This is a genomic window from Candidatus Margulisiibacteriota bacterium, from assembly GCA_041658645.1.
Classification (GTDB): Bacteria; Margulisbacteria; WOR-1; order O2-12-FULL-45-9; family XYB2-FULL-48-7; genus JBAZZV01.
The window spans coordinates 13,082-38,421 of record JBAZZV010000003.1 but is presented as its reverse complement, the minus strand read 5'-3'; the positions used below and the strand labels follow the sequence as shown (position 1 = coordinate 38,421).

General features: G+C 52.8%; 21 protein-coding genes. All 21 read right to left on the bottom strand.

From position 1 onward, the window contains the following. Window positions 1-22: 22 nt before the first annotated feature. A complete protein-coding gene (locus WC903_03030) occupies window positions 23-1,459 on the bottom strand; it encodes a glycosyltransferase family 9 protein (protein ID MFA5892920.1) in 1,437 nt (478 codons plus the stop codon). Further along, window positions 1,447-1,902, bottom strand: a complete 456-nt coding sequence (locus WC903_03025; GenBank protein MFA5892919.1) for a DUF4254 domain-containing protein — start codon at window positions 1,900-1,902, stop codon at window positions 1,447-1,449. The genes WC903_03030 and WC903_03025 overlap by 13 nt, the downstream gene beginning before the upstream one ends. Before the next feature lie 14 nt (window positions 1,903-1,916). Continuing rightward, the gene (locus WC903_03020; GenBank protein ID MFA5892918.1) at window positions 1,917-2,705 is read right to left on the bottom strand and encodes a glycosyltransferase; all 789 of its coding nucleotides are present in this window, start codon (window positions 2,703-2,705) and stop codon (window positions 1,917-1,919) included. Continuing rightward, window positions 2,698-3,816 (bottom strand): polysaccharide pyruvyl transferase family protein, encoded by a 1,119-nt coding sequence (locus WC903_03015; GenBank protein ID MFA5892917.1) that lies wholly within the window; start codon window positions 3,814-3,816, stop codon window positions 2,698-2,700. The genes WC903_03020 and WC903_03015 overlap by 8 nt, the downstream gene beginning before the upstream one ends. Further along, a complete protein-coding gene (locus tag WC903_03010) occupies window positions 3,791-4,651 on the bottom strand; it encodes a glycosyltransferase family 2 protein (GenBank protein ID MFA5892916.1) in 861 nt (286 codons plus the stop codon). The genes WC903_03015 and WC903_03010 overlap by 26 nt, the downstream gene beginning before the upstream one ends. Then, window positions 4,648-5,367, bottom strand: coding sequence for a polyprenol monophosphomannose synthase (locus WC903_03005; GenBank protein MFA5892915.1), 720 nt, complete (start codon window positions 5,365-5,367; stop codon window positions 4,648-4,650). The genes WC903_03010 and WC903_03005 overlap by 4 nt, the downstream gene beginning before the upstream one ends. A 183-nt stretch (window positions 5,368-5,550) precedes the next feature. Next, on the bottom strand, window positions 5,551-7,122 hold the full coding sequence (locus tag WC903_03000; protein ID MFA5892914.1) for a glycosyltransferase family 39 protein: 1,572 nt from the start codon (window positions 7,120-7,122) through the stop codon (window positions 5,551-5,553). Window positions 7,123-7,217: 95 nt separating this feature from the next. Beyond that, on the bottom strand, window positions 7,218-8,084 hold the full coding sequence (locus WC903_02995; GenBank protein MFA5892913.1) for a lysophospholipid acyltransferase family protein: 867 nt from the start codon (window positions 8,082-8,084) through the stop codon (window positions 7,218-7,220). Beyond that, entirely contained in the window at window positions 8,081-9,802 is a 1,722-nt protein-coding gene (locus tag WC903_02990) for an ABC transporter ATP-binding protein (protein ID MFA5892912.1), read from the bottom strand. The genes WC903_02995 and WC903_02990 overlap by 4 nt, the downstream gene beginning before the upstream one ends. Then, window positions 9,789-10,886, bottom strand: coding sequence for a hypothetical protein (locus WC903_02985; GenBank protein ID MFA5892911.1), 1,098 nt, complete (start codon window positions 10,884-10,886; stop codon window positions 9,789-9,791). The genes WC903_02990 and WC903_02985 overlap by 14 nt, the downstream gene beginning before the upstream one ends. A 60-nt stretch (window positions 10,887-10,946) precedes the next feature. Beyond that, window positions 10,947-12,437 carry an SUMF1/EgtB/PvdO family nonheme iron enzyme gene (locus WC903_02980; protein ID MFA5892910.1) on the bottom strand — a complete coding sequence of 497 codons (1,491 nt, stop codon included), beginning with the start codon at window positions 12,435-12,437 and terminating at the stop codon, window positions 10,947-10,949. Window positions 12,438-12,777: 340 nt separating this feature from the next. Continuing rightward, window positions 12,778-14,193, bottom strand: coding sequence for a hypothetical protein (locus WC903_02975; protein ID MFA5892909.1), 1,416 nt, complete (start codon window positions 14,191-14,193; stop codon window positions 12,778-12,780). Beyond that, complete coding sequence (locus WC903_02970; protein MFA5892908.1) at window positions 14,193-15,266, bottom strand: hypothetical protein; 1,074 nt, start codon at window positions 15,264-15,266, stop codon at window positions 14,193-14,195. The genes WC903_02975 and WC903_02970 overlap by 1 nt, the downstream gene beginning before the upstream one ends. A gap of 82 nt (window positions 15,267-15,348) precedes the next feature. Beyond that, window positions 15,349-16,251, bottom strand: coding sequence for a hypothetical protein (locus WC903_02965; GenBank protein ID MFA5892907.1), 903 nt, complete (start codon window positions 16,249-16,251; stop codon window positions 15,349-15,351). Window positions 16,252-16,325: 74 nt separating this feature from the next. After that, a complete protein-coding gene (locus WC903_02960) occupies window positions 16,326-17,354 on the bottom strand; it encodes a hypothetical protein (protein ID MFA5892906.1) in 1,029 nt (342 codons plus the stop codon). Window positions 17,355-17,379: 25 nt separating this feature from the next. Further along, complete coding sequence (locus WC903_02955; GenBank protein ID MFA5892905.1) at window positions 17,380-17,916, bottom strand: hypothetical protein; 537 nt, start codon at window positions 17,914-17,916, stop codon at window positions 17,380-17,382. A 20-nt stretch (window positions 17,917-17,936) separates the two neighbouring features. Then, window positions 17,937-18,794, bottom strand: a complete 858-nt coding sequence (locus WC903_02950; protein ID MFA5892904.1) for a hypothetical protein — start codon at window positions 18,792-18,794, stop codon at window positions 17,937-17,939. A gap of 59 nt (window positions 18,795-18,853) precedes the next feature. Continuing rightward, a complete protein-coding gene (locus tag WC903_02945; GenBank protein MFA5892903.1) occupies window positions 18,854-22,498 on the bottom strand; it encodes an AAA family ATPase in 3,645 nt (1,214 codons plus the stop codon). Beyond that, complete coding sequence (locus WC903_02940; protein MFA5892902.1) at window positions 22,482-23,483, bottom strand: hypothetical protein; 1,002 nt, start codon at window positions 23,481-23,483, stop codon at window positions 22,482-22,484. The genes WC903_02945 and WC903_02940 overlap by 17 nt, the downstream gene beginning before the upstream one ends. 198 nt (window positions 23,484-23,681) lie before the next feature. Then, window positions 23,682-24,338 (bottom strand): CDGSH iron-sulfur domain-containing protein, encoded by a 657-nt coding sequence (locus WC903_02935; GenBank protein MFA5892901.1) that lies wholly within the window; start codon window positions 24,336-24,338, stop codon window positions 23,682-23,684. 12 nt (window positions 24,339-24,350) lie between these two features. Further along, window positions 24,351-25,331 carry an alpha/beta fold hydrolase gene (locus tag WC903_02930; GenBank protein ID MFA5892900.1) on the bottom strand — a complete coding sequence of 327 codons (981 nt, stop codon included), beginning with the start codon at window positions 25,329-25,331 and terminating at the stop codon, window positions 24,351-24,353. Between the last annotated feature and the right edge of the window lie 9 nt (window positions 25,332-25,340).

The window sequence follows — 25,340 nt, the reverse complement described above, 5'->3', positions numbered from 1 at the left end:
CGGCTGATCCCGACTCGACTGTTTATAGCACTCGTCGGTTGGACCTGTCCTGATAATAATCAGCCAATGGCCCGATCTCTTTAAACTCCAGGCCGTCATCTTTCAGCGATAGTACCGGAAAAAGCATTGTCAGGCTGGTTAATATGGCCGAGACTTTAACTTTGAGCGAGGTTTTAGTGAAAGCCTGGATGATATTGATGTCATATAAGTGATAGAAAGCGAGCAGGTCTTTAAGCGACATTTTTCTTAATTCATCATCCGGAATATGCCAGAACCGCCAGTCATTTTCTTTCAGGACAGCCATCGTTCGCTTGGCTCTGGGTCCCTCACCCAGGATCAGGATATTAAAGCTTAGCCGGAGGCGGTCCATTTTTTCGTCCGCCTTCGTCAGCGCCCCCTGGCCGCCAAGCAGCTCGGCGATCGCCTCGACCACTTCGGCCGTGCCGATCTCTGTGGTGCACAGGTCGTATGGGCAGGCCGGTGGATTGCAGGGATAGGGGCAGCGGGAGACGGCTTTGATTATTTTATGCCGGTTTGCCCAGGGGGCCCAGCGCCCCGGTTTCTGGAATTTTGAGGTATAAAGAATGACCGAAGGGACCTGGAGGGCTGCGGCCAGATGAGCTGGTCCGGTATTATTAGCGACATAGAGCTGCATCTGGCTTAGCAAGCCGATCAGGTTTTCCAGTGACAGATCGCCCAAGATGATCGCCTGACCGGCGGTCCGGGCGGCGATCGCTTCGAGCAGCGCTTTTTCCTGCGGCCCGCCCAAGACAATGACTTTGGTCTGATATTTTACGGCCACGATATTGATCAAGTCAATGAACCTCTCGATCGCCCACGGTTTATCACTGCCGCTGGTCCCGATGTTAAAAGCGATCAGGGGTTTGCCCTTTAAGCCGTGCGCGGCAATTAGCCTTTGCCCTTCGAGTACGGCGGCCGGGGTGGGGATGACCTTTAATCTGGCCCCGGGCTGGAGCGTGATCCCCAGCGGCGCCAGTAATTCGAAATGATGCTCCACCTCGTGGATCGCCCAGCTGTTGAAGCGCTGGAGCACCGGATAATTATAAAGCCAGCGGTAGAGCAGTCGGCCCTTGTCGCCGATCCGGTAGCGGATGCCGGCGAGAAAAATGATCAGGGCATAGGCGAACTCCCCGCCGAAATTTATCGCCAGGTCGAATTGTTGTTCCTTGATCGTTGCGATCCAGCGCCGATATTGACCCAGGCCGATCGGCCGGCGCTGGCGGATCAAAGGATAGAGGTCGTCCTCGATGATCTCGTCGATGTCCGGGTTGCCCGCGATGACCGGACGGTTGTAGCGGCGCCCCCAGACGGTGATCCTGGCTTGCGGGAATTTCTCCCGGAGGGCGGCGATCGCGGGGGTGGCGGTCACCATATCGCCGATCGCGTCGGGGCGGATCAATAATATTCTTTTGATCGAGGCGAGATCTAAGCCCGGCACTTTTTTATCTTGTCTTCCAGTATTTGATCGATGCGGTCGATCGCCTCATTGCGTTCTTTGTTGCTAAGATCGATATTATTTTTAAGTCGCGCCACTCGTTTATAACTGGTCCCTTTAACGCGGACCTGGTCTTCGAAATCCCAGAGCTGGATGTTGGTTTTAGCCAGGAGGTCGACCAATGAGCCGAGCTCCTTGATCTTAGGCAAGTCGAGTTTGGATGGGGGATTATTATAAAGCTTGACCTTCGGCTCCTTGATAACGACTTGGCCCCGCACGGCCTGTTTCAAGAAAGTCTCAACTTCAGCCGTATAATTGCCGATCTGTTCGTTAATCAAGTGGATAGCTTTCTCGACCTTCCGCGACCGGGTCATCTGCTCCAGATGGTGCAGACGGATCCTTTTGATAATGAGCTTATCAATTATACTGCCGAGTGTTTCTGCCATAGATCAATTATACCTTAGTTGGGCTTTTTACCTAGCATATATTTGGCCAGTTCGGGGGCGACCTTGACGTCGGATTGAAGGTGGGTGGCTAGGGCCCCATTTAGGTAGCCGCTAGTTAGACCGTGTTTTTTCAAATACAGATAGAGGGTGGAATCATCCGGCCCATAACATAGATATTCCTTCATTGGGAACAGACGGAAATTGAGCGGCGAAGCAAGGTGTTCCCCGCTGACCGCGAAGATCCCCCCGGCGACATTGGCCATAAAAGGGGAACTAACGCTATAGTTTTTTCCGTTCCGGCCGACTAAGTTCCGTGGAGGCAGAAAGACATATATCTCCGGGTTGCAGTTATTTTTCCGGTAACGCATGCCAAGCATTCCGACGCCAGGTAAATTCTCGACCGCCTCGGCTAGATAGTCAAAGCTCATCCGGTCGAAGAGAATGTCGGGGTCGATCGACCAGATGGTCCGTGGCAGGGCTTGCGGATCAAGATTATCAGCTAGAAAATCATTGGCGGCTCTGGCTTTGCCGATATTGGCGGGCAACAGCTGGAGGAGGATGTTCGGTTGGCGGATATTCTTCAGATATTCCACGATTTTCTGGTCCGAACAATTGTCTATTACCACTACCTGGAGATCGTCCCGGCCGGCAATGATCGGCAGGAAGCGTTCAAAAAAAAGATAGAAGGCCGATTCGAGGTTGGGGGGCGCTTTGTAAAGAAGGCGGCCATTAGCGGTCACCGACTGGTTGACATAGGTGACGATAATGACCAGATGGCGGCCGCGCAGGTCGAGTTTACCCATGGGCTAATTCTAACCCAAGTTGGGCGCTGATCCGGCCGAGCGCCCCGGGCTCGCCCAGCCGTTCCCGGCCGGTCCGGCCCATTTGCTCCAGACAGGGCGGGTTGTTCAGGAGTTGCCAGATGGCGGCGGCAATATAGCGGGGGTCCCGGCTCTTGACCAGGCAGAGGGCTTCGCCAAGGAGCTGCTTCTGGGCCGTGGCAAATTTCCGGTCGTACTGCGAACCACGGCCATAGAACGAGACGACCGGCAGTCCGCAACCGGCCGCTTGCTCATTGCCGGTACCGGAGAGACCGAGGACCAGGTCGGCGGAGGCGAGGAGTTGGGAGAATTCCTGTTTCTCCATATATCCCGGGACATCGGGCAGTTTGGTCGCGATCGTAAAATGGAACATCGTGTCCGGGTCTTTCAAGGTGATCAATTCAGCTATGACCGCCTCAAAATCTTCCAGGTTCAACTTGGCATCAGCGCGGGTACCGGGCAAGAGGGCGATGGTTGTGGTGATAGCTTCACCCCTATCCCCCGTCCCCTTCCCCCTTATTAAGGGGGAAGGGGAGTGAGGGGTTAGGGGTAGAGCAATACAGTCCATCAGTGGGTTCCCGAGATACTCCGCCTTGAGCCCTTGTTTGTTCAGGTTGTCGGCGGTCAACTGGTCGCGAACGAAGATCCGTTTAGCGTATTTCTTTAACAGCCATTTTTCCCAGGGAGTATAGGTGTAACCGAACCAGCGGTAATAGTCTGATTTATTGACGCCGACAAAGATGAGCGGAGCGCGCACGGCCAGGGCGGCGATGATCGGAACAATGTCGCCGATGGCGACGACCAGGTCGAATTGCCCGCGTAAGCTTTTCAGCAGGCGCAAGTTGCCGTGAGTTGCTCCCAATAGGCCGGACGAGAGATCACGCAGGAGGAACCAGAAGTTGCGCAGGGAAAATCCGCCGCTGGGGAGAGCCTGGCGCCGGCCGATCACCTCGACCGGGAGTCCGGCGAAAGCGCTGCCGGTGCCGACCAAGGGGAGGGCCGTCAGGCCTGCTTTTCCTTTAAGCCGCCGGATCAACTCCGCGGCGACGAGATCTTCGCCGTGGCCGTTAGTGAGAAACAGTATTTTCTTCATATTTAGCCTTGATCTCTCCCTTAAGCGTCAGGAAGAGGATGTCCCGGAATGCGGCCGACCTTGGCCGGTCGAACAAAACAAAGCAGGGAATGGCCAGCAGCATAGCCAGGACCAATAACCAGCGATAGAGCTGGTAAGCCAGCCAACCATAATGCTTGCGGGCAAAGTAGAGCCCGCCGCGCCAACCTTCGACCAGCAGGAGCGGATTGAATTTTTTGATCGTATAACCGCCGTAGTGGATAATCTCGACCTGGGGAAGAAAATAGATCGGCCAGCCGGCTTGCCTGATGCGGAGGCACCAGTCGAGATCGTCATTGGCAAAGAAAAAGTTCTCATCGAGCCCGCCGACCCGGTCGACCACTTCTTTTCTGACCACGAGCGCGGCGCCAACGGCGAAGTCAACCTGGACCGGTTCCTTGGCCAGCCAGAAGCGGCGGCTGAAGGCCCCTCCCTGGCGCTGGACGGTCCCGTCGATATTGAGCAGCTTGGGCGCGGCCGCGCCGGCTGATGGGTGAGTGTCGAGGAAATCGACCAGCTGTTCGATCGCATTGTTTTTGGTGATCGTGTCGGCGTTGAGGAGCATCACATAACGGCCAGTGGCGAGTTTAAGTCCCTGGTTGTTGGCTCGTGAGAAACCGAAGTTGCCCCGGTTGGCTATTACCTTGACCGCGGGGAACTTATTGCGGACGAAAGCGAGCGACTCGTCGGTTGAGCTGTTATCGACCAGGATCACTTCAAAACTAAGCCGGTGGAAACTCTGGTGGAGCGAGGCCAGGCAGTCGGGGAGGTAGCGCAGGTTGTTCCGGCAGACAATGATGACGGAAAGGCCGATCATTTCGGGCGGGCGATCCGGCCGATCTTGTAGAATGTTAAGGCGAAGAGGTGTTCGATATACTGGCGGGTCTCGCGCCAGCCCATCTTGCTCTCGCCGGCCGCCCGCTCGGAGAAGACGATCGGATATTCGGCCACTTTCCCCTGGTGGTTCCCCTTGACCATCAGTTCCAGCCCGACCTTGCAGCCGATCGGGTCGAGCGTTATCCCTTCCAATATCTTTTTATCGAACATGAAAAACCCGGAGGTGAGGTCGGTCACCGGGGTGAGGAAGCGGCCGAGCATCCGCGCCCCCCAGGAGAAGAATTTGCGGTACCAGATCCACTTGGAGGTGCCGCCGCCCTGGACGTGGCGGCTGCCGATGACCAGTAGCGCTTGACCGCTCTTGATCAGTTTATACATCTCGGGGAGCGCTTCCGGCGGGTGGCTCAAGTCGCCGTCCATCACGCAGGCGATAGGGGCGTCGGCCAGACGGATCCCGTCGAGGATAGCCGGGCCGGGGCCGGCCCGTTTGGTCCGGACATAGACGCGGACCGGGAATTTTTTACCTAGATCAGTGGCCAGCTGGGCGGTGCCGTCGGGAGAAGAGTCGTCGACCACGATGATCTCGCCATTGATCCCGTGACTTTTGAGGGACTCAGTGATCCGGATGACCATCAGCTCGATATTCTTGGCTTCATTATAGGTCGGGATGGTTATAGATAGGTCCGGTTTGTTCATGGGGTAATTATATCATTTTCATCCCCTTGAATCCCACGCTCTCTCCCCTCATCGGCAAACTAGTTGCTGCCCTCATCCGATACGCCAAAGATTCGCACCTTCTCCCAAAGGGAGAAGGTGTAAGGCGAAATACCCTCTCCCTCTGGGAGAGGGGGGACACTTTGCGTCAGCGGGTGAGGGGAGTTAAATGACTACAGCCAGCTCCCCCTTTTCTTTAAATATCCGGCCATACTTTTTGATCTTTTTCAGTTCACCTACGGCTGTGAAGAGATAACCTTTCTTTCGGGCCAGGAAAACTTTCACTTCCGCTTCGGTGGAGAGGAATTGGACCGGTTTAACGTTATAGAAAACTACGCTGGGGCGGTTGCCGGTCTCGTAAGCCGCGATTGTTTCGTCCGGTTGGATGACTTTTGCTACCTCGCGACCGAGATATTTGGTCCCTTTATATTCTTCAGCCAGCGGCAAGGCCCAGAAGATCAGGATCAACGCGACCACGGCGGCCATAACAGGCAGGGAGTAGAAAGAAAGTTCATAACGTTTGATCAGAAATAAGATGAGGGCGCAGAAACTGCCGAGAAAGAGGGCCGCCCCTAAAGCAGCCAGGATCGGGAGGAACGCCTGATACTCCATTTGGTAGTTGCTCGTGCCGGCTATGACGAAACCGAGTACAATCAGGATAGATACGACTAATAACGAAATTACAGAGAACAGCATGGCGGAATGGAAACCGCGAAGTTCATTCGCAGGTTTCCATTCTTTCTCAGGTTTCCAATCATCAATAAAGTCAGCCCAGAGCTTCGCGACCATAATGGCGAAAAACGGGAAAAGGGGGAGGAGGTAACTGGGGAGCTTGGTCTTGGCGACCGAAAAGACGAGAAAGGTCGGGATGATGTAAGCCAGGGCCAATAGTTCCGGGTCGTTCCGCCAATTTTTAGCCGAACGCCAGAGGGCGAGTGGGAGGAACTGGGAGTAGGGGGCGAAACCGAGCAGGATCGAGATGAAGTAATAGTAGGGCGGGCCGGTGTGGCCGGCGACGACATTGCCGAAACGGGCGAGGAAGAGGAAACCGAGCGCAAAATCGAGAAAGACCTGGCCATGCAAATAGTATTCCGCGGCGTACCAGGGGAGGCCGATGGCGAGGACGATCAGCAGGCCGGGAATTAAGCGGAGCTCCAGGATCTTTTTCGTTTCCCGCTTGAAGAGGAGGAACAGAAAGATTGCGCAGCCGGGGAGGGCGATGCCGATCAACCCCTTGATGAGAATAGCCAAAGCCATCGGCAGGTACATGGCCAGGTAATAACGGCGATCATTGGTCGTATAACCGGAATAGAACCAAAGTAAGGACAAGGACAAGAACAAGGTGAGGACGATATCGAGCTCGGCGATCCGTGATTGGACCAGGAACTGGAAAGCGGTCATGACGATCAGCCCGGCCAGGAGGCCGACCCGTTCGTTGTAGAATTTTTTGCCGAGAAGATATGTCGTGAGCACGGTCAGCACCCCGGCCAGGGCGGCGGGGAGACGCATCGCCCATTCGTTAAAGCCGATCAGCCAGGAGATCAATGCCACGGCCCAGTAATAGAGTGGCGGCTTGTCGAAGATGACCTGGGCGTTGTAATGGAGCGTTAGCCAGTTGCCCATCTGGACCATATTCTTGACAAATTCGCCATAGGTCGTCTCCGCGGCGTCATAAAGCGAGAAAGAACCCAGTTTAAGAAAATAAAGTACGGCGGATAGAGCGAGGAGGGTGAGCACGGCTTTACCCCTATCCCCCGTCCCCTTCCCCCTTATTAAGGGGGAAGGGGAGTGAGGGGTTAGGGGTGTTTGGTGCGTTGGCAGCCGGTTGATCTTCATTTCCCCTCCAGCATCCGGTTGACCTCGTGCGTGTTGAGGAAGATCGCCCACTGTTCGGGGTGGGCCTGGATAAAGGCTTCGTAGAATTGGCCAACCTGGCGCTTGACCTCGTCGCGGTTGTCGCGATAGATGTGGAGCGGTTCGCCGATATGGAGGACGATTTTATCCCCTTCACGCTTTGAGTAAGCCGGCAGAACGGCCGCTCCGGAGCGCTCGGCTAGCGTCAGCCAGCCGGTTGCTACTGGGACCGGCCGGCCGAGGAAAGTGATCATTTCGTTCCTCCCCTCCAACGCGCCGGTATCGATCAACAGCGCCACGATCTCATTCCTCCCCAGCGCCTTCATCGATTCACGGTACATGTCGACTTCCAGGACATTGATCAACTTCCCCCCCTTGTAGCCGCGGCTCTGGTTGAGCAGGGCAAAGAGGGGATCGTCGGTCGCCTTCAGGACAGAGTTGAACCGGTAACCGAGAGAAGAGAGGAGGGGCGGGGTCAGCTCGTAATTTCCGGTATGCATCAGGAGGAAGAGTACCCCCTGGCGCTTGGCCAGCGCCAGATCGAGATTGGCGCGGCCCTCGATCCGGCAAAGACGTTCGAAATGAACTGTTCCGAAGAACGGGACGGAGAGGAGTTCGAAAATAGCCAGGCCGACATTGCGCAAGAGCCGGTCGGCGAGTTGTTCCCCGTCAAGTTTGGGGAAGACACGCTTTATATTCTTGGCCGTTGTCCCACGCAGTGGGGTAAAACGGGCGATCCAAAACGTTAGCTCGCCGGCCAGATGGGTCAAATAGAGGGCGGCCGAAGTTGGCAGCTTAAAGACGAAGCTGAACAGGAAGCGCAATATTTTAAGTGCTGCTATCATCCCGTTTTTTGAAATTGAAGTTCATAGAGCCGCTGGTATAATCCGCCGAGCGCCATTAATTGCCGGTGCGGGCCGATCTCCACGATCCGGCCGCCGTCCAGGACGACGACCCGGTCGGCTTTTTCCACGGTATAGAGGCGATGGGCGATGATAAAGGTGGTCCGTCCCTTCATCAGCTTGTCCAGCGCCTCACGGATCAGCAGTTCGGTCTCGGCATCGAGTGCCGAGGTCGCTTCGTCGAGGATGAGTATTCGCGGGTCGCGGAGGATCGCCCGGGCGATGGCGATCCTCTGTCTCTCCCCGCCGGAGAGTTTGGCCCCCCGTTCGCCGACTTCTGTTTTATAACCGTTCGGCAGTTCGGAGATGAAGTGGTGGGCATTGGCCTGCCGGGCCGCGGCGATCACTTCCTCTTCCGTCGCCTCCGGTTGGCCGTATTTAATGTTGTCCATGATCGTTCCGCCAAACAGGGCGATCTCCTGCGGGACCACGGCGATCTGGCGGCGGAGCGAGTCGAGGGTAACGTCGCGCAGGTCGTGGCCGTCGACTTGGATCTGGCCGGCCGTCGGGTCATAGAACCGGGGGAGGAGGTTGACCAGGGTGCTTTTACCGGAACCGGTCCGTCCGACCAGGGCGAGCGATTCTCCCGCCGCGACCGTCAGGTTAATATCTTTTAAGACCGGTTCCTGGTCGTAAGCGAAGGAGACCGTCCGGAAATCGACCAGACCGGCTGACTTGGGGAGGGCCCGGGCCTGGGCCGAGTCGGCCACGGTCGGCTTGGTATCAATAATCTCAAAGATCCGTTTGACCGAGGCCATTCCCTGCTGGATCTGGCTAAAAGCTTTGCTCAAGGTGTTCCCGGGGTCGGTCATGATGCCGAGAGCGGTGGCAAAAGAGATGAGCTGCGGCAGGGTGAGGTGTCCGTTGATAATTTCCAGCCCGCCGTACCAGACGATCCCGACGGTGGCAGTCGCCTGCAGGAGGGCGACGACCGGGCTCTGGGTAGAGAGGATCTGCACCGCTCGCATGGCGATATCGAACCCTTTATTGTTCTCCTGGCGGAACTTGGCACTCTCCGCTTTTTCCATGGTGAAAGATTTGACGACCCTGATCTGGGAGACCGTCTCCTGGACGTGGGCGGTGATGTCGGCGGTTTTCTGCTGGGCCCGTTCGCTGATCGAACGGAGTTCCCCGGCGAACATCTGGATCACTTTGACGATCAGCGGCAGGGAGATCAAGGTCAGCAGGGAGAGCCGCCAGTTCAGCCAGAAAATATAACCGAGGAGGCCGATCAGTAGGATCGTTTGCGGGATGATCGCCGTGAAACTGGTCAGGATCGTGGTCTGGAGGAGGGCGATGTCGTTCATCATCCGGGAGGTCAGTTCTCCGGTGTGCCACTGGCCGTAGAAATCAAGGGAGAGGGTTTGCATATGTTCGTAGAGCTTGACCCGGAGATCGACGATCACCCGGTTGGCGACCCGGTAGGAGAGGTATTCCTGGCCGTAAGTGAAGATCCCCTTGAGGAGATAGAGCAAGATGATGCCGAGGGCGGTCAGGTTGAGCAGGTTGATATCCTTATCGCCGATCGCCTTGAAAGCGTTGCCGGCGAGCGGGGCGATCAGCAGGGTGGCCAGGGTGACGATCACGGTGCAGCACCAGGCGGCGAGGATGACCGTCCGGTAAGGTTTCAGGAATTGGCTAAGACGTTTAAATTCCCGCACAAATTTCCTCCACGATCCGTTTGGCGGCGCCGGCGGGGCCGAGCGAAGAGACTAACTCACGGGACATCTTAGCCCGGCGGCCGTGATCTTTCAAGAGCGAGACGGCGGACAGCGCCACGCCGAGCGGCTCGACCAGCCCGCGGATCTCGGGGACGATCTCCCGGCCGGCTTTCTGGTTCGGCAGGGCGAAGAACTTGGTCCGGCGGTCGACCGTCCTGGCCAGCCACTTTTTAAAGGCTCGCCCCATAACCGGCAGTTTGCCGAGAAGGTCAGCCAGCCCTTCGAGCGGGATCGCTTCCGGGTTGTTGAGGGGGAAGAGAACGATCATCGGCAAACCGCGGGCAGCCAGGAGGGCGGTATTCGTTCCAGGAATGGTGATGACCAACTCCGAATTGCCGATATCTTCATAGTTAACGAGCTTCGCTCCGGGTATGGGATGGGCTTTGACGAACGGCGAACTGACCAGCTGGAACCTGGCTCCCGGGTAGTGCCGCTTGATCAGCGGCATGATCTCGCGGTAGAGCGGGGTCATGTAATCGATCTCCCATTGGCGGCTCCCCGGCATGAAGGTGATGACATCCCGGGCCGGCTGCCACTTGGGGAGGTCGGTGACCGAGTCAACCATCAGGTTGCCGACCAATCGGAGCTGTCCCTTTTTGGCTTTGGGCTTGAACTTGTCGTAGGCTCCCTGGTCCGGGACGAAAAACTTCCGGTAGAAGTTCTTCCAGCCGAGATGCTCGCCGAGGTAAGCGTAGGCCGGATATTTGGTCTTTTTAGCGACGACCATGGCGTGGGCGAGGTCACCGCCGAGGTAGAGGACGACCCCTTTCCCGGCCAGCTCCAGCTGGACCGGCTTTTTGTTCAGCAAGGCCCAATTCTTATATTCAGCGGCAGTCACCACCCGGTCGATCCCTTTTAATCCTTTGACGAACTCCAGTTCGCGGCCGCTGGTGTACTGGCAAGGGGTCAGGACCAGGATAACGTGCTTGTTCTTATCGCGGCTAAGTTCGGCCGCGACCGGTTTGACCAGGGCGGAAAGCTCGCCGGGGCTATTGGCTACGAGGATAACATCAGATTTGGTCATGAATAACTGAATTATAGCACGAAATAACTTTGAGTCTGAAGGCCTAGCGGCAGCAGGCAGTTAAGTAATATTCAGCATCCTGTCTATCTCTTCCGGCGAGACGTTGGTGACCACAAAAAGCAGTTTTCCGAGTCCTTCATTTTTGATCTCTTCGCGATTACGCCAGACCCAGGCGCCGAAATTGAGGTAATAACGGCTTTTTCCCATGTAATCCATAAGCTCGATAAAAGAAGAAACCTTAAGTCGCGTCCTTTCCGCGGACTCTGTTTTAAGGAGGATTTGAACTTCCGGATTGCCGATAGATTCAAACATTCCGGCCAACCTTTCTCTGCCGTACTGTTCAAAGACAAATTTTATTTTTTCGTAATTGGCGATCAGAGCGTTTTTGAGCCAGTCGGGGTAATCGTCGCGGTGGGGAATGTCTATTGTTTTTGTTAATGAACTTGTATCGTACATGCGCATACCAGGATCCGGATCAAATTCACGTTCTTCTTGGGTTGTATAGGCATGATAAAGTTTCACCCCCATATCTTCCAGCCGGGCGATCCGCCGCTCCCTTTCTTCTTGAGAAAGCTGACCATTTTCTTCAGTCTTTACTACCGTCGGCGCCTGACCAGCCAATCTAGCCTCATACTCCTCCGAATAAGATCTTCCCCACAAAGTCGGGCCGATATTTCTGGCCCGGAATTCTTCGGCTGAAAGCGGCGGCTGGGGAGCGGCTACTTCTTTTGTAGGCGCTTGAACGCCCAATATAGCATCAGAATTTCCTGAATAAGATCGTTCCCATAAAGAAGGGCCGAAGTATTGCGCCCAGAAGTCCGGACCTGAATTCGGGCGAAAACTTGACGGAGCCGGCTGGGGAGCGGGTTTTTCAAGTGTGGCTCCCGGTATTTCAATTTGCGGTATAATCTCATCCGCGATTTTTTTGGGATATCTAAAAAGGAAAGAGAGAAAATGATTATATGTTATTTTTGCCCTTGCTTCTTCCCGTTCTATATCTATTCTGTTTCCAAACGAAGATCGAATAGGGTAAGGTTTTGCCGCCTCCGCTTCGGTTGGGAGATCCTCGACAAGACGAATGGCGAAGACGCGGTCGCGAACATCAGGGAATTCTCTGCCGCTGAAGGCACGGCCCAAGCGACGGAGAACATAAATGCTGCCGCTGCTATCTCGGCTGCTGCCGCCACTATCTCGGCCTTCCGTTTTAGTCCAGGTAGCATTATTTCCCGTCAATTGATCTTTAGCCTGTAACCATTCCGCTTCGGTTTGAACCCGAAACTTTCTGCCGGTCAGCTCGCTTAACCGTTTAGCTAATTCTTCGGCATCTATTAAACTTACATAAGTGACTGTTTTTTCCTCATTGGCTGGGTCGGAGAGGAAATCCTTCAGCTTATCGGCATTGTGTCCTTCGATTTTATAATCCTGCATCACCTGCTTGAATAATCCGACCGTAACCTCTGCCTTCATAATTCTATAATTCCCCATATCAATCATTTCGGGAAGTTCGATTTGTGATCGGCTTGCGGCAGGCGCGGACACCCCTGTGCCCATCAGGCTGATGTTTTCTTTGTCGCCTAAAATATAAAGCGTCTGATCCTGGGCCAGGAAAGCCGACAGCTCGAGGCCGGAGAAAATTTGTTCGATGGTTTCATTGTTTGCTCTTGTTTCGAGCGGGGGGAGCATTCCCATTAGTCTTACCCCGGCAGGTTTATCGAGACGGATATCTTTCAGTTCGATCCCTTGTTTTTGGAAAAGAGCGGTGAGGCAGGGGCCGAGCCGGTCTTTACCGACAGGGGAAGAAGTGATCTTGCTCACTTCCCGCAAAGCCGGCAGGGGCCTTTGAGGTAAGCGAATTATTGATTTATTGTTTACTGGTGTGATCATGTTCTAATTATTTATCTTTATCACCGATTGAAAACGACTCCATCCCATCCATTAATGCATCGATATGTTTTTCAGTCATATCATTGGTAATCGACTGCGCTATATAACGGGGCTTATCCAGCCCCGCGGCACCCATGGCGATTCCTTTGTTTCTATAAGATATTACGTCCATAACCTTTAATAAATGGGCAAATTTGTCATCTTCGCTAATCGCCAGCCGACCTATTATCTTGCCTATCAAGGCCGCGTTTTGGGGGGTGTCTATATTGTCTACAATTGCTCTGATCAACTGGTCGAAAGTTACTATAGAGCCGTCCGAATAGGAGACGTCATTTATCATCGTGATCAGCCCGGCCAAAAAAATTGCTTTTTTGTTGAGATCATTGGGATAAATATTCGCCTCATTCTCGCGGATCTTTCCGGCGATTTCGATGGGGCGAAGACCATCTTCCCAAACCGCTTTTCTTACCATCTCGTTTATTTCAATTGCCAGTGCGTCCTGGTCTTGGGGCGATTGTTCTGCCGGTCGTTCGTTTCCGTCCATTCGTTTTAATAATTCGAGACGAATCGGTTCGAATTCCAGAGGCAGTGCTTCAACGATCTGGCGTAAGTTCAAATCTTTAACGTACCAGCTGATCGACCAGCCGCCCCTGGACAGATCGCGCGTATCCTCCCAGCTGAAGGAAATTATATTTTTAAGTTCACGCCCCAGAGCAGCCCCGCGTTCAACGTCTGAAAAATATACTATATCATTGGTGGCCAGTTTGGCCGTTAAAGAAATTTCGTCTGAAGAAGCTCCGGGTGAAGGGCCGGCGTTGCTTAATGGGCCGGGTTCAAACCAAGCTTGAACATTATTAATACGAAGAGTGAAATTAGACGGGTGGGAGTCCAATATTTCAACGGTGTAAGGTCCGGCTAATAACTTTTCTTTGAGAACCGGTTCGGTAACTGCGGTGGGAGCTTCGGGGATAAGCTGACTTTCGGGGATACGCTGACCTCTCATTTGTCCTTGCATATCTCGTACAGCTATATCAAACCTATCAAAAGTGCGCGGCCGGGGGGTGGGGGCCGCTACTTCTTTTAACAGATCAATATTCCCTTTGTCGCCTAAAATATATAGCTGTTTCCAATCCTGCGTTAGGAACCCTGACAGCTCCAGATGGGAGAAAATACTCTCGCCAGTTGCGTTGCCCACCGCTCGCTCTTCCAGCGAGGGGTGCATGCCCAAGAACCTGATCTTAGCGATATTATCGAGATGGATGTTTTTAAGCCAAACCCCTTGCTCTTTGAAAAGGGTGGTGAGGCAAGGGCCAAGCCGGTCTTTGCCGATGGCAAAGGAGCCAATTTCGACCACTCCCCGCAAAGCCGGCAGGGGTCTTTGAGGCAATCGAATTATTGGTATTAAAGCTACTGGTGTGACCATTAAACTTTTTCCCTTTGACTATTTTCCTCTGGTCCGGGTTTTGTCCCCGCGAAAAGAGCGTATTGAAATTGATCTTCATCGTAATGTTCAAGCGGCAATTCCGGCCGGCTCCAATCCGGCACAATGTCGGAAAAATGGCGGTCGTAAAATTCTATGGTTTTATTTACGACGACCCGGCGCGGTTCCATGGCAATCGCCCGCTCCAGTGAAGTTAAGGTTATTAAATAAGCTAAAACCGATTGCGGCTCGCTGACGGCCAATAAGCGCGCTATGAGCGCGTTGGCCGCCGCCGCGCGGAGCATGAGGGAATCGATCATGGCTTGGCCTTGAGCGGTGTCCGCCGGCAAAAGATCGTGCTGATGTTCGCATTCGTTCTCGAGACGGCTTAAAACAAGGGCGTCATACATTTCTCCCGCACCGAAGACATTCTGCCTTAAACTGTCGATCCCATAAACATCAATATAGCTGGCGTAATAAGCGTGCAATTCGGTGATCAGCCTCGTTTCGAGGGTCAGTGGCTCTTTATGGATCGCGCGATAAGAAAAATGGGCCCGTTCATGCCTGATCGCCAGGAGCGCCTCTTTATCCCCGGCTTTCGCCTTTGAGAGGGCTGAATCCGGAACAATAGGAATTCCCGACATTGTAAACGCCTGCACGGAGGAACTGCCGGCGATTACCTGCGCGATCAGCAGAAAGGGCAGATCGGGTAGCGAGATGATCCCGAAATCGGGATCATAATTTTGAAACAGCCGGCGGGGATCATGGCCTAATACGGATAATGTCTCCGCTGCTTCTTTGAACAGTGAACTCTTTTTAGTATGGTCCAAAAACGTTTGGTTGGCTTTTTGTAACAGTTCTTCTCCCGAGGCGGCCTGATTGCCGGGTTCCGATAACAAGAGCATCTTTTTAAGACGGTCGTTCAATTGCCGGCTAACTTCTTCGGCTGCCTTATTGCCCGGGGCCAGAGGGGCCAATAATCTGTCCCTGACGTTGATGAGCGTTTTGGGCTTTGACGCGGACGGGATTGTCTGGCTTCTGATGCTATCGATTATTTGATTTGATAAAAGAACCATGTTTAATCAACCTCTGTTGACGTTCCGACCTGGTATAAAGGCCGTTCATTACATCGGCATTTAGAGTGATCGTAATTTGTCCTCATTTTAAAGAATAATATAATCTCATGCCTTCATTTATCTCATTGCGATTTCTTCCATTGAGAACCGCGTGTTCGATTGCTTGATCCTGATGCCATAATTGACCGGCCAAAGCCGCACTTAAGGCTATCCCTATATGTCTAGCCGACCACGATCTTGTTACATCGTTAAAATGCTCCAAACGCGTTGTTATGTCCCCGCTTGCGTCGCCAATTATATATCCGATTAATGCTGCAAGTCTTTCTGTTGCAAGTCTTTCTTCGATTATTCCTTTGGCTATTGTCTTTTCAAACAAAGAAATCATTGTTACTATTGGTTTGGTACGACTATCTGCCACCTCACCGATGATTTTTGAGTAAAAACGCCCTGTCGCAAGTAAGTCGCCGATAAGAATGCCTCTCCCCATTTCACAAACTCGTTTAAATATTGCCCCCGTAGACATTCTTCTGTTTTTAAGCGCTTCTTTAACGAAGGCCTGGATACCCGCGGGAGAGTAAGGGGAAATTAAATTGTCTGTTTTTGGCCCGGGCCCAGGTTCAGAGGCTCCGGCTTTGTTTTCTTCTTTAATCTTTTTTGGGGGTTCTATTTTAGGCCGGCTTGCGGTGGTAGTTGGAGTGGGGGTGGCAATCCCCGCGGCCAGCAGATTAATATTCCCTTTGTCGCCTAAAATATAAAGCGTCTGATCTTGGGCCAGAAAAACCGACAGCTCGAGACTGGAGAAAATTTGTTCGATGGTTTCATTGGCCGCTCTTGTTTCGAGCGGGGGTTGCATTCCCATTAGTCTTATCATGGCGGCTTTATCGAGAAGGATATCTTTAAGTTCGATCCCTTGTTTTTTGAAAAGAGCGGTGAGGCAGGGGCCGAGCCGGTCTTTACCGATGGTGAACGAGGCGATCTCGACCACATTCCGCAAAGTCGGCAAGGCTCTTTGAGGCAATCGAATTATTGGTCGATCGCTTACGGCAGTTACCATGTGTGCTATGTTCCTTGGCATTCTTTAAAGAATGCCTGGGCAAATATAGTAAATTGTGCTTGAAGTTGAGGGTGTTTTTCCAGGCTGATTTGAGATGGTGAACAACTTAATCCTGAAGAGGCAAAAAATGAGATAAAATATTTAACTATGTTGATGATCGCGTCTTCTTGCTGCACCATACAAATTACTTGATCAAATGAAGACAGTGTCTTTAAATAATCCAAACATAGAACAGGATCCCCGGCAATTAACTTGACCAGAAGGGTATTAGCGGTTGCCGCGCGGACAGAAAGAGCGGCTTTTTGGCTGGCATCGACCGGCCCAGAAAAATCTTGCGTATAATCACATCCATGTAATAAACGCCTTAAAATGGTATTATCGTATCCTGTCCCCTGCCCAAAAGTATTTGCCTTGAAGCTATCGAGGCCATAGACATCAAGATAAGCGGCATAATCGGCGTACAGCTCACCAACGAGTCTGATCTCGCCGAGCATCAATTCCTGATGAATGGACCGGAAATCGAAATGACGCCTTTCATGCTGGATAACTAATTGTGCTTCTTTGTCGTTTTCCCGCGCCCTGGTCAGTAATGAATCGGCAACGACTGGCACCCCTCCCATATTAAAGCCAAAGGCATCCGGTTGTCCGATGGCGCTGACTAAGTGAACAAAGACAAGGTCTGGTAGGGTTACAACTTGATACTCCGCATCAAAGGTTTGAAATAGGCGCCGACAATCATGGCCAAGGAGTGTCAATAAATCACCCAATGGGCCCAATCCCTTTTGCAGCAATCTTTGGAAAACCTGGTTGGCTCTATTTAATGTTTCTTCGGGGTCCATTTCCCCCGGGCCGGCTGCCGTCATTTTTACCAGCCGCGAATTCAGTTCTGAACTGATAGTTCGCGCTTCATCGGAATATTGTGTGCTTCCCAATAAAGGTGTCAGGATGCCGTCTCTTACTTTGATCAGACTTTTAGGCTTTGTTGCCTTGGGTATGGTTGCAGTTCGCAAACCACCCAAAACTCTTTCTATCATGTTTGTCCCTCTCGATTAAAACTTATCACCAACCACCTTTATTCTTTTTTTCAAATTGTTCGCGTCTGTAAGTGGCAACGTCCGCCGGATCTTCCCAGATAGATGACCAGGGCGGAGGATCAAATTCGCTGTATTCATCGGAACGACTTTCTTGCGGTTCGGTGGAAACGTTCGCCGTAGAAATTGGTCCTGGGCTTGGTTTTTGGCTTTCTTTTTTATCCTCTTTTAATAATTCCAGGTTCCCTTTGTCGCCTAAAATATAAAGCGTCTGATCCTGGGTCAGGAAAACCGACAGCTCGAGACTGGAGAAAATTTGTTCGATGGTTTCATTGTCCGCTCTTGTTTCGAGCGGGGGTAACATTCCCATTAGTCTTATCATGGCGGCTCTATCGAGACGGATATCTTTCGGCTCGATCCCTTGTTTTTTGAAAAGAGCGGTGAGGCAGGGGCCGAGCCGGTCTTTACCGACAGGGGAAGAAGTGATCTCGCTCACTTCCCGCAAAGCCGGCAGGGGCTTTTGAGGTAATCTGATTATTGATTTATTGGTTATCGCTGTTACCATATTCAATGCTATTTTATTATCTACCTTTTATTGGAAGGACGAGTAAATCTGGCCGCCTCTTTTAAGCGCTCTGCGCCCTTTTCCATGTCCATTGAGATATCCTCGACCAGAATAATCGAACAGTTAATGAAACGAGCTTCGGGACTGGCTACTCTCGGGTCCCGGTCTAACCGGCCCCCATCGTATTTCTCTGCGATAAGGTAGACCCCTCTGCTAACTTCTGTATCGGTCCAATTTGAATATAAGCGATTTTCAAATATTCTATGGCATCTTCCGCAGGCGCGATTCCATTCCGGCGTAGTCATGACTCTGAATTTTCTACCGGTTTGCTCGCTTAACCGTTTCGCAAATTCTCTAGCATCAAATAAACTTGCAACACTTAAAACATTCCCCTCTATCGAAGCAAGAGCATCCTTAAAACTATCGGCATAAGCTTTGTTGTAAAACTCTTTAAATTCGTATCCTTGCATAACCTGCTTGAATAAACCAACTGTAACTTCTCCCTCCATAATTCTAAGCTTATCCGAAACAGCGACCATCTCGGGGAGTTCTATTTGAGGTGGTTGCGTGGTGATTGAAACAGTCTCGGCACTCCCAGCGGCCATCAGTTTAATATTCCCTTTGTTGCCTAAAATATATAGCGTCTGATCCTGGGTCAGGAAAGCCGACAACTCAAGGCCGGAGAAAATTTGTTCGATGGCTTCATTGTCCGCTCTTGTTTCGAGCGGGGGTAGCATTCCCATTAGTCTTATCATGGCGGCTCTATCGAGACGGATATCTTTAAGCTCGACCCCTTGTTTTTTGAAAAGAGTAGTGAGGCAGGGGCCGAGCCGATCTTTACCAGCATCAAAAGAGGCGATCCCGACTACTTCCCGCAAAGCCGGCAGGGCTTTCTGTGGCAATCTGATTATTGATTTATTGGTGACTGGCGCGATCATTAATCAGGTATCCTTAAACTAATAGTGATGTTTTTCCCCTCTGAATTGATGGCGAAGTTGACACCTGCATCTTTGGCCATGTGTTCATAACGGCGCCAGATCTCAGGTGTATTTGCCCTTGCCGGCAGGGTGAAAATCAGATTGGTCCCGTCTGCCGATCTGGTCAGCGTTAGATTGATCTTGGGAAACTTAGGGGCTTCGGCCATCCCGAGCAGGAGATTAATGATCTCGGTTTTATATTCGGGGTCCAAATTAAAATCGTTCAGTAAAAGTCTGAACGAAGTTATTTGCGGGTTAGCGGGAGCCAAGAGCTCGGCGATTAATTTGTCAAACGTCACCATTGTCCCCAGCGGTTGTGACGATTCTAAAATGAAGGCGGATAGGTCTTGGATCAATAATCTGGCTTTATTCTGATCAATGCCCTCCAAGACAGGTGCGAGCGCTTCGGCCAGCGGCTTAGACGGCGGGGAAATTTCGACTACGATCTCTTTGTTCGCGATGATGCTGAAAACAAAAGTTGTGCCGGTTTCGCTTGTCCTGACTACGAGGGACCGGTTGGCCCCTTCGATATATTTCTTTCTGAACTGCGCCAATCTGGAATCTTCCTCGCGGTTGACAGTGTCCGCGTTGGCCGCCGAGATTTGCATATCGCCGTCCGGGCTGATCCTCCAGCGCAACATGATCGGTTTGTTCCGTTCTTCTCCGGTGAGTTTTTCCTGCCGGTCTTTAGCGGCATAGATCAGAGTGGAGAGGGCACGAACGACGGCTCCCTGTTCCTCAAGGGCGAGTTTTCTATCTTCCATTAACTGTTTGAGACCGGCCAGCGCGGCGTTGACTTTCCGGTCGACCTTATTTTTCTCGCCGGGGGCAAGAGTGAGCTCCCAAGCCGGGAGGTTGAATTTATCCGCTCCCTCAACTATTGTCCAGGCCTGTTCCGCCAGCGAGGCGATGAAAGGGTCTTCGTGATTGCGCAGAGCTTCAGTTCTGATTATTACCCCTAATGGTTTTAATTCCGCTGTCAGCGATAACGCTATTGCCAGAATCCCCCGGTTGGCGCTCTTCAGGAGTTCGGGCAGTTCACCTTCGAGCGCCTGCCGATCCTCGACGGTCAGGCTTTGTTTGATCTTGGCCAGCGTTTCGGTCCGGGCAGTTGCGTCATCCGGCCAGGCGTTTTCTTCCAGCCAGAGCTCAACTTTTTCTTTTCCTTTGGGAGGGGAGAGGAGCTCGCCGATAATCGCGGCGGTAACTTCTTTTCCTTCAGCGACCAGTTGGCTGATCTTGCGCAGTATTATCCCTTTCCGGCCGGCGATCTGCGCGATATCCATCTGGCGGCCCCGTTCCGATTTGTCGGCGGTTTCTTCAAAAACCAGTTCCCCATCTTTGACCGAGACCTTGATAATATACTCGCCGCCCGGCATATTGTTGACCAGCCAGGCGGAAAAAGCATTGTCGAGGTGTTCTTCGACCGCCTGTTTTAGCGGCCGCGCGCCGCCGGCCAGGTCGGTCCCTCTATCCATAATATATTGTTTGATCGCCCGGTATTCCGCGTCATTGCCGCCCAGAATGACCTCAAGTTTCTGGTCAGTTTCCACTTGGGCGATAAAATTCTTCAATTGAATATCGGCGATGGCCGAGAGGTCGGTTTCGGTCAGATAATCGAAGGGAACAATGTCGAGCCGCCGGAGAAAGGCGGAGGGATATTTGTCGCGGCCGTATTCATCTTTCTGGTTTTTAAATGAGTCAGCGGCGATCCGGCGGTTCGCTTCGATCAATCCGTCGGTGATCTTCTTAGTTTCCGCCGGCGGTTTACCGCTGGCCAGTTCCCTGATCTGCTCTGGCTTGAGCATTTGAACTTCCCCTTGGTTCGAGGTCATGATGACAACCACGTCTTCGAGGGAATATTTTTCGCCGGTCTCTTTGTTCTGGACGTAACCCTGATCAAGCATGACCAATAATGATTCGTAGACGTCGGGGTCGGCCTTGTCTGCTTCGTCAAGGAGGAGGACGCCATGGCGGTTCTCTTTTCTTTTAAACAGTTCCGGCAGCATCCCTTTTGTCTTGTCGAACCCGACAAAGCCGGGATCGGGGCCAAAAAGCAGGGTTTTTCCGGCTTTCCCCTCGCACTGGGTCATATCGATAGTCATGACCTTTTGCGGGTTGCCGAATAACAGCCAGGCCAGCGTGTGGGCCAGTTCGGTTTTACCGGTCCCCGTTGGCCCGGTAAACATAAAGGTGGCGATCGGCGATTGTTTTTTACGGCGGCCGGTCTTGTAACGTTTAATGGCCCCGGCGACTTTTTTAACCGCCTGGTCCTGCCCGATAAAACGGGTCCTGATCCGCGCTTCGATCTGGCCAAGCTGTTGAATGTCCAGCTCATCGAGCTTGCGCAGGTCGAGACCGGCCATTTTCGAGGCCTGGGCGCGAATATCGCCTTCGACGATCGTCAGACAGCCGGTGTCGGCCAGTTTGCGCACGACTTTTTCTACCAACAGTTCGCTTTCCAGGTAGGCGGCGACGATGCCGATGACCGATTTCCAAATCCCCTCGAGCTGGGGGCGTGTCGCGGGGTCGCCGGCAAATTCGATCAGATCGTTGATATCATCCGCCAATTTTTTCGGGGTTTCCGCCACAACTCTTCTTAAGTCGCCGAGCTGGGAACGTTTACTGCCGATCGCTTCTTTAATCAAAGCGATAGTCGCGTCCGGCGGAAACCGGCCGACAATGAGAGGGGAGAGATCGATCGCCGCCTGGCGTGAACCGGGCGGGACTTCGATCTTTTCCGTTCCTTTTAACCTGTCCAGAATGACCGGGATGATATTCCTGACCAGCCGCCGCAATTTGTCGCCGGTCAGCGATTCGATGTTGATCGGATCGCCGAACCGTCTTTTGGTGGCGTCGTTGTTGAAATAGCGGTAAAACTCGCTGGTGGTGGTGGCGCCCACGACCTGGAAACCGGGGCGGGCGAGGGGTTCTTTCAACAGTTCGAGGACGCCGGCCTGTTCCATCAGATGCAGTTCGTCCATCAGGAGATAAACGGTGTAGCCCTGTTTGAAGGCGTCTTGGACCGTTTCGACTATTTGTTTCAACTGCGGTTCGAGGACGGAGCGGTCGAGGTCTTTCATCCCCAGGCTGAAAAAGAAAGTTTTTTCTTCGTCCCTCCATTCCTGGGCCAACCCTTCGATGATCGCCGTTTTTCCCACGCCGGTGTTGCCGATCAAGATAGCGTTGCTGCCGCCTTTCAACCGTTGGGAGAGTTCCGCCATCTCATCGCTCCGTTCAAAGACCGGATCGAGATCGCCGTCGCGGGCTTCCCGGGTGATATTGCGCAGGCCCAGCGCTTCCAACTTCTCGATCGGGGTTTGCGGCGGCTCATCGCCGCCCGCGCCGTTGACGCCGTTAGCGCCGCTAACAGCGCTGTTTTGCACTCCGTTAGTCGGGGTCCTGGCCGCTAATTTCAAGCTGTCGCGGATCAGGGTCCCGGTTGGTGTCAGGCTTAGGAGATTGTGGGTCGGGACGGCTTCTTTTGCCGTTCGCTCCCTTGGTAGCAATCCCGGGTGATTAATTAGGGCGCTTCGGGCGGCGATGGTCAAATCTCTGATCAAGCGCACGCTTTGTCTGATGGGCAGTCTATTGAGTGTTTCCATCGGTTTTCTTTCCTGTTTGAGTCGAAACGGTCCTTCTTTCTATGGCGGAGCGGTTTGGTTCGGCCTGGGCACCGGCTTTTTTGGGCAATCGAAGCTTGCCCGGGCCGGGATCTAAAAAGTCCCGGCGAAAATCCTCGAAGAGTTGGGTGAGGGTGGTACCGTTGTTCGACCTGGACGCGATTAATAACTCTCTGACCAGGTTTTCTTGGCCGGACGCGTCGATCACGCCCTCTTTCATGACTTCGGCCACGACCTGCCGGATGGCGACTTCAAAATCAAGATCACGGTCCATGATCTTTTCGACGATCGTTTCCGCTAAAATGTGCATGGCATGATCCTCGCCCGTGCCTTCAATTTCTCCGGGGATCGATTGGCCGAGCGTCTCTTCGGCTTTGCCGTTGAAGTCGTATAAGATTTCTCTCGTCGTTTCCCGCAGGAGATCGGCGGCGCGTTGCTGGATAGCGTCAACCCCCGAGAGCTCACTTTTTAACCGGTCCATCCAGGCCATCAACCGCGCTTTTTTGTTGGCATCTTGGATCTTAGGCTCGATATCATTCCAAGCCTTAACCAACACTTTATCCACAAATTCATTTATTCGGCTCTGAAATTCGGCGCGATAAATATAATTGCCTTGCCTCTCAAGTGCGACTAGTTCCGAAAATATTTCTTCAACCGCTTTTTTTATTGAGGGTTCAGCCAGTTCCAATAATTCCGAGAAACCTTCTTCCCCGGTTAAATCTTTTAATATCTTCTGGCGGACTGCATTAGCAACGTCTATTCGCAGGTTTTTTTCCCAGCAGATACCGATGACGAAAGGGATTTTGGAAAGTTTAAGCAGAGCGAGAGTCGCGGCGGCGACCACGGGCAGCATGGAAACATTCGAGGCCAGGGTTTCGAGCACTCGCTCATGTTTAAGGGCGAAGAGCTTGGCTTCTGTCTTGGCCCGAAAGTAAACGTAGTTTATGTAATTGGTTCCCTTGATCATTGGCTCTCCACCCCTTATATTTAAAGGAATTTACGCTAAGTATATATCGTTAATTATCCGGATAATTTCAGTCGATATTTATTAGCCAAGCGAGACTATAGCCGTAAGGCTGTAGATGAAAAGTATCCGCTGGCTTAGATGGGAGGATAAGACAATGGCCTGGGGTTTGGGGCAAACAGCGGACAGGCGAAGCTTGAATTATGAATGGTTCCCGTCGCAGAACGGCTTATTGTCAGACTTCCCACAGCGGCAGAGAGTGACCCGGTTCCTGACCTCGTACTGGAAACCGTCGACTGCTTCGACCGGGAGGCCGCCCTTGACCCAGAGCGGCCCGCTGACCTTCTGCACGGTATCTTCCACGACACTGATCGATGGCTCAAAAGTTGGTTCAAGCGGTTTTCCGGAACGTTTTTCCCAGGCGATCAGCCGGCCGGAAGGGCAATCACAGGCTTCCTGGATGGCGAGCTCTTTTGACTTTGGGTCGTCTGAATGTTCGGTCAGGGTCCAGGTGTCGCCGGCGCGGTGGCAGAAACGGGCGATGGCGCAAAGCGGTTCAGCGTCGGTCAGGTCGAGGTCCGGGCCGTAAGTTGTCTCCGACTGTTCCAGGCAAGGCTTGCGGTTGGCCGTTTCCGTCCCGTCAAAATTTGCCTGAATATGGGCCCCGTCACAAAACGGCTCGTTCTTTGATCGCCCGCAACGGCAAAGGGAATAATTCTCTTGAGCGGGATACTTTTTGCCAAACTCCCATTTGGCTGGGGCCCCTTCGGCATCGCCAATGATCAACGCTTTATCAAGCGGGATATTGCCGGAGACTAGATAGGGGCCGTTCTTGGTTACTTTGATCTTTTTAGCCATTGCTTCCTCCTTTTAAGTTGTCGTCTGGACTTGTTTTAAGTAAAGGTCGAAAAAATCGACCGTCCGCTTCATAACCAGAGGCCAGGCCTTGATAAATTCGTGCGGTTCGCCCGGGTATTCTTCCAGTTTTAATTGCTTTTTATGCTCCGCGAAGAGCCGCGCCAGTTTCTCCGACCAGGCGAGCGGGACCGACTTGTCGGCGGTGCCGTGGTGGACGAGAACTGGCGTTTTGACCTCGTCAATATAAGTTTTGGCGGAAATCTCATCCCAGAATTGGGGGTTAGATTCTGGTGAGCCGTACTTAGCGATGATCTGCCGCGTCGCTTCCGGCGACCCGTATTTTGGTTCGCGGTGCTTTGCGATCCAGCGGTAATAATTATCGCGATAATCGCTGCTCATCGGCGCGAAGAGAACATAGGCTTTGACCAGGTCAGGTTTTGTTACCATCACGCTTAAGGCGATCCCGCCGCCTAGCGAGTGGCCAAGCAGGCCGATCCGTTCCTTATCAAGGGAACTTAGCCGGGAGTTCTTGATCGCGTAAACGGCATTGATCACATCTTCGACGTAGCCGAGATGCTGTTCCAGGCTGTCGCCGGTGGTCTTGTCCGAGCCGTTATGGTTCCGGTAATCAGGGTGGAGGACGGCATAACCGTGCCGGGCTAAATAATCCTGTTCCCGCTTCAAGCCGCGCCCGTTGGTGTAAACGGCGGGGTTAATATAGCCGTGATTGGTGATGATGACCGGAAAAGGGCCGCGGCCCTGCGGCACGTTCATGATCCCGGAGATGGTCAGCTGGCCGCTCTTATATGTAATATAGTAGCGGGTGTAAATCGCGTTCTTTGCCAATACTTTGACCAGCTTCAGCTCTCGCCCGTCGAATTGCTTTTCTTTCAGGGCGGGGAGAGAGACGGGGTTGGCTGACGCCAGGCTGACCGCGGCCAATAAGTTGAGCAGCAACATCGTGCCGATCACGTTTTTCCGAGAGAAGTTCATTTTCTTGTC

What these genes read in the sequence shown, in the direction of transcription:
- WC903_03025 (MFA5892919.1), bottom strand. Translation starts at nt 1,902, where the DNA reads ATGGCAGAAACACTCGGCAGTATAATTGATAAGCTCATTATCAAAAGG.
- WC903_03020 (MFA5892918.1), bottom strand. Translation starts at nt 2,705, where the DNA reads ATGGGTAAACTCGACCTGCGCGGCCGCCATCTGGTCATTATCGTCACC.
- WC903_03015 (MFA5892917.1), bottom strand. Translation starts at nt 3,816, where the DNA reads ATGAAGAAAATACTGTTTCTCACTAACGGCCACGGCGAAGATCTCGTC.
- WC903_03010 (MFA5892916.1), bottom strand. Translation starts at nt 4,651, where the DNA reads ATGATCGGCCTTTCCGTCATCATTGTCTGCCGGAACAACCTGCGCTAC.
- WC903_03005 (MFA5892915.1), bottom strand. Translation starts at nt 5,367, where the DNA reads ATGAACAAACCGGACCTATCTATAACCATCCCGACCTATAATGAAGCC.
- WC903_02995 (MFA5892913.1), bottom strand. Translation starts at nt 8,084, where the DNA reads ATGATAGCAGCACTTAAAATATTGCGCTTCCTGTTCAGCTTCGTCTTT.
- WC903_02985 (MFA5892911.1), bottom strand. Translation starts at nt 10,886, where the DNA reads ATGACCAAATCTGATGTTATCCTCGTAGCCAATAGCCCCGGCGAGCTT.
- WC903_02980 (MFA5892910.1), bottom strand. Translation starts at nt 12,437, where the DNA reads ATGGGCACAGGGGTGTCCGCGCCTGCCGCAAGCCGATCACAAATCGAA.
- WC903_02975 (MFA5892909.1), bottom strand. Translation starts at nt 14,193, where the DNA reads ATGGTCACACCAGTAGCTTTAATACCAATAATTCGATTGCCTCAAAGA.
- WC903_02970 (MFA5892908.1), bottom strand. Translation starts at nt 15,266, where the DNA reads ATGGTTCTTTTATCAAATCAAATAATCGATAGCATCAGAAGCCAGACA.
- WC903_02960 (MFA5892906.1), bottom strand. Translation starts at nt 17,354, where the DNA reads ATGATAGAAAGAGTTTTGGGTGGTTTGCGAACTGCAACCATACCCAAG.
- WC903_02955 (MFA5892905.1), bottom strand. Translation starts at nt 17,916, where the DNA reads ATGGTAACAGCGATAACCAATAAATCAATAATCAGATTACCTCAAAAG.
- WC903_02945 (MFA5892903.1), bottom strand. Translation starts at nt 22,498, where the DNA reads ATGGAAACACTCAATAGACTGCCCATCAGACAAAGCGTGCGCTTGATC.
- WC903_02940 (MFA5892902.1), bottom strand. Translation starts at nt 23,483, where the DNA reads ATGATCAAGGGAACCAATTACATAAACTACGTTTACTTTCGGGCCAAG.
- WC903_02935 (MFA5892901.1), bottom strand. Translation starts at nt 24,338, where the DNA reads ATGGCTAAAAAGATCAAAGTAACCAAGAACGGCCCCTATCTAGTCTCC.
- WC903_02930 (MFA5892900.1), bottom strand. Translation starts at nt 25,331, where the DNA reads ATGAACTTCTCTCGGAAAAACGTGATCGGCACGATGTTGCTGCTCAAC.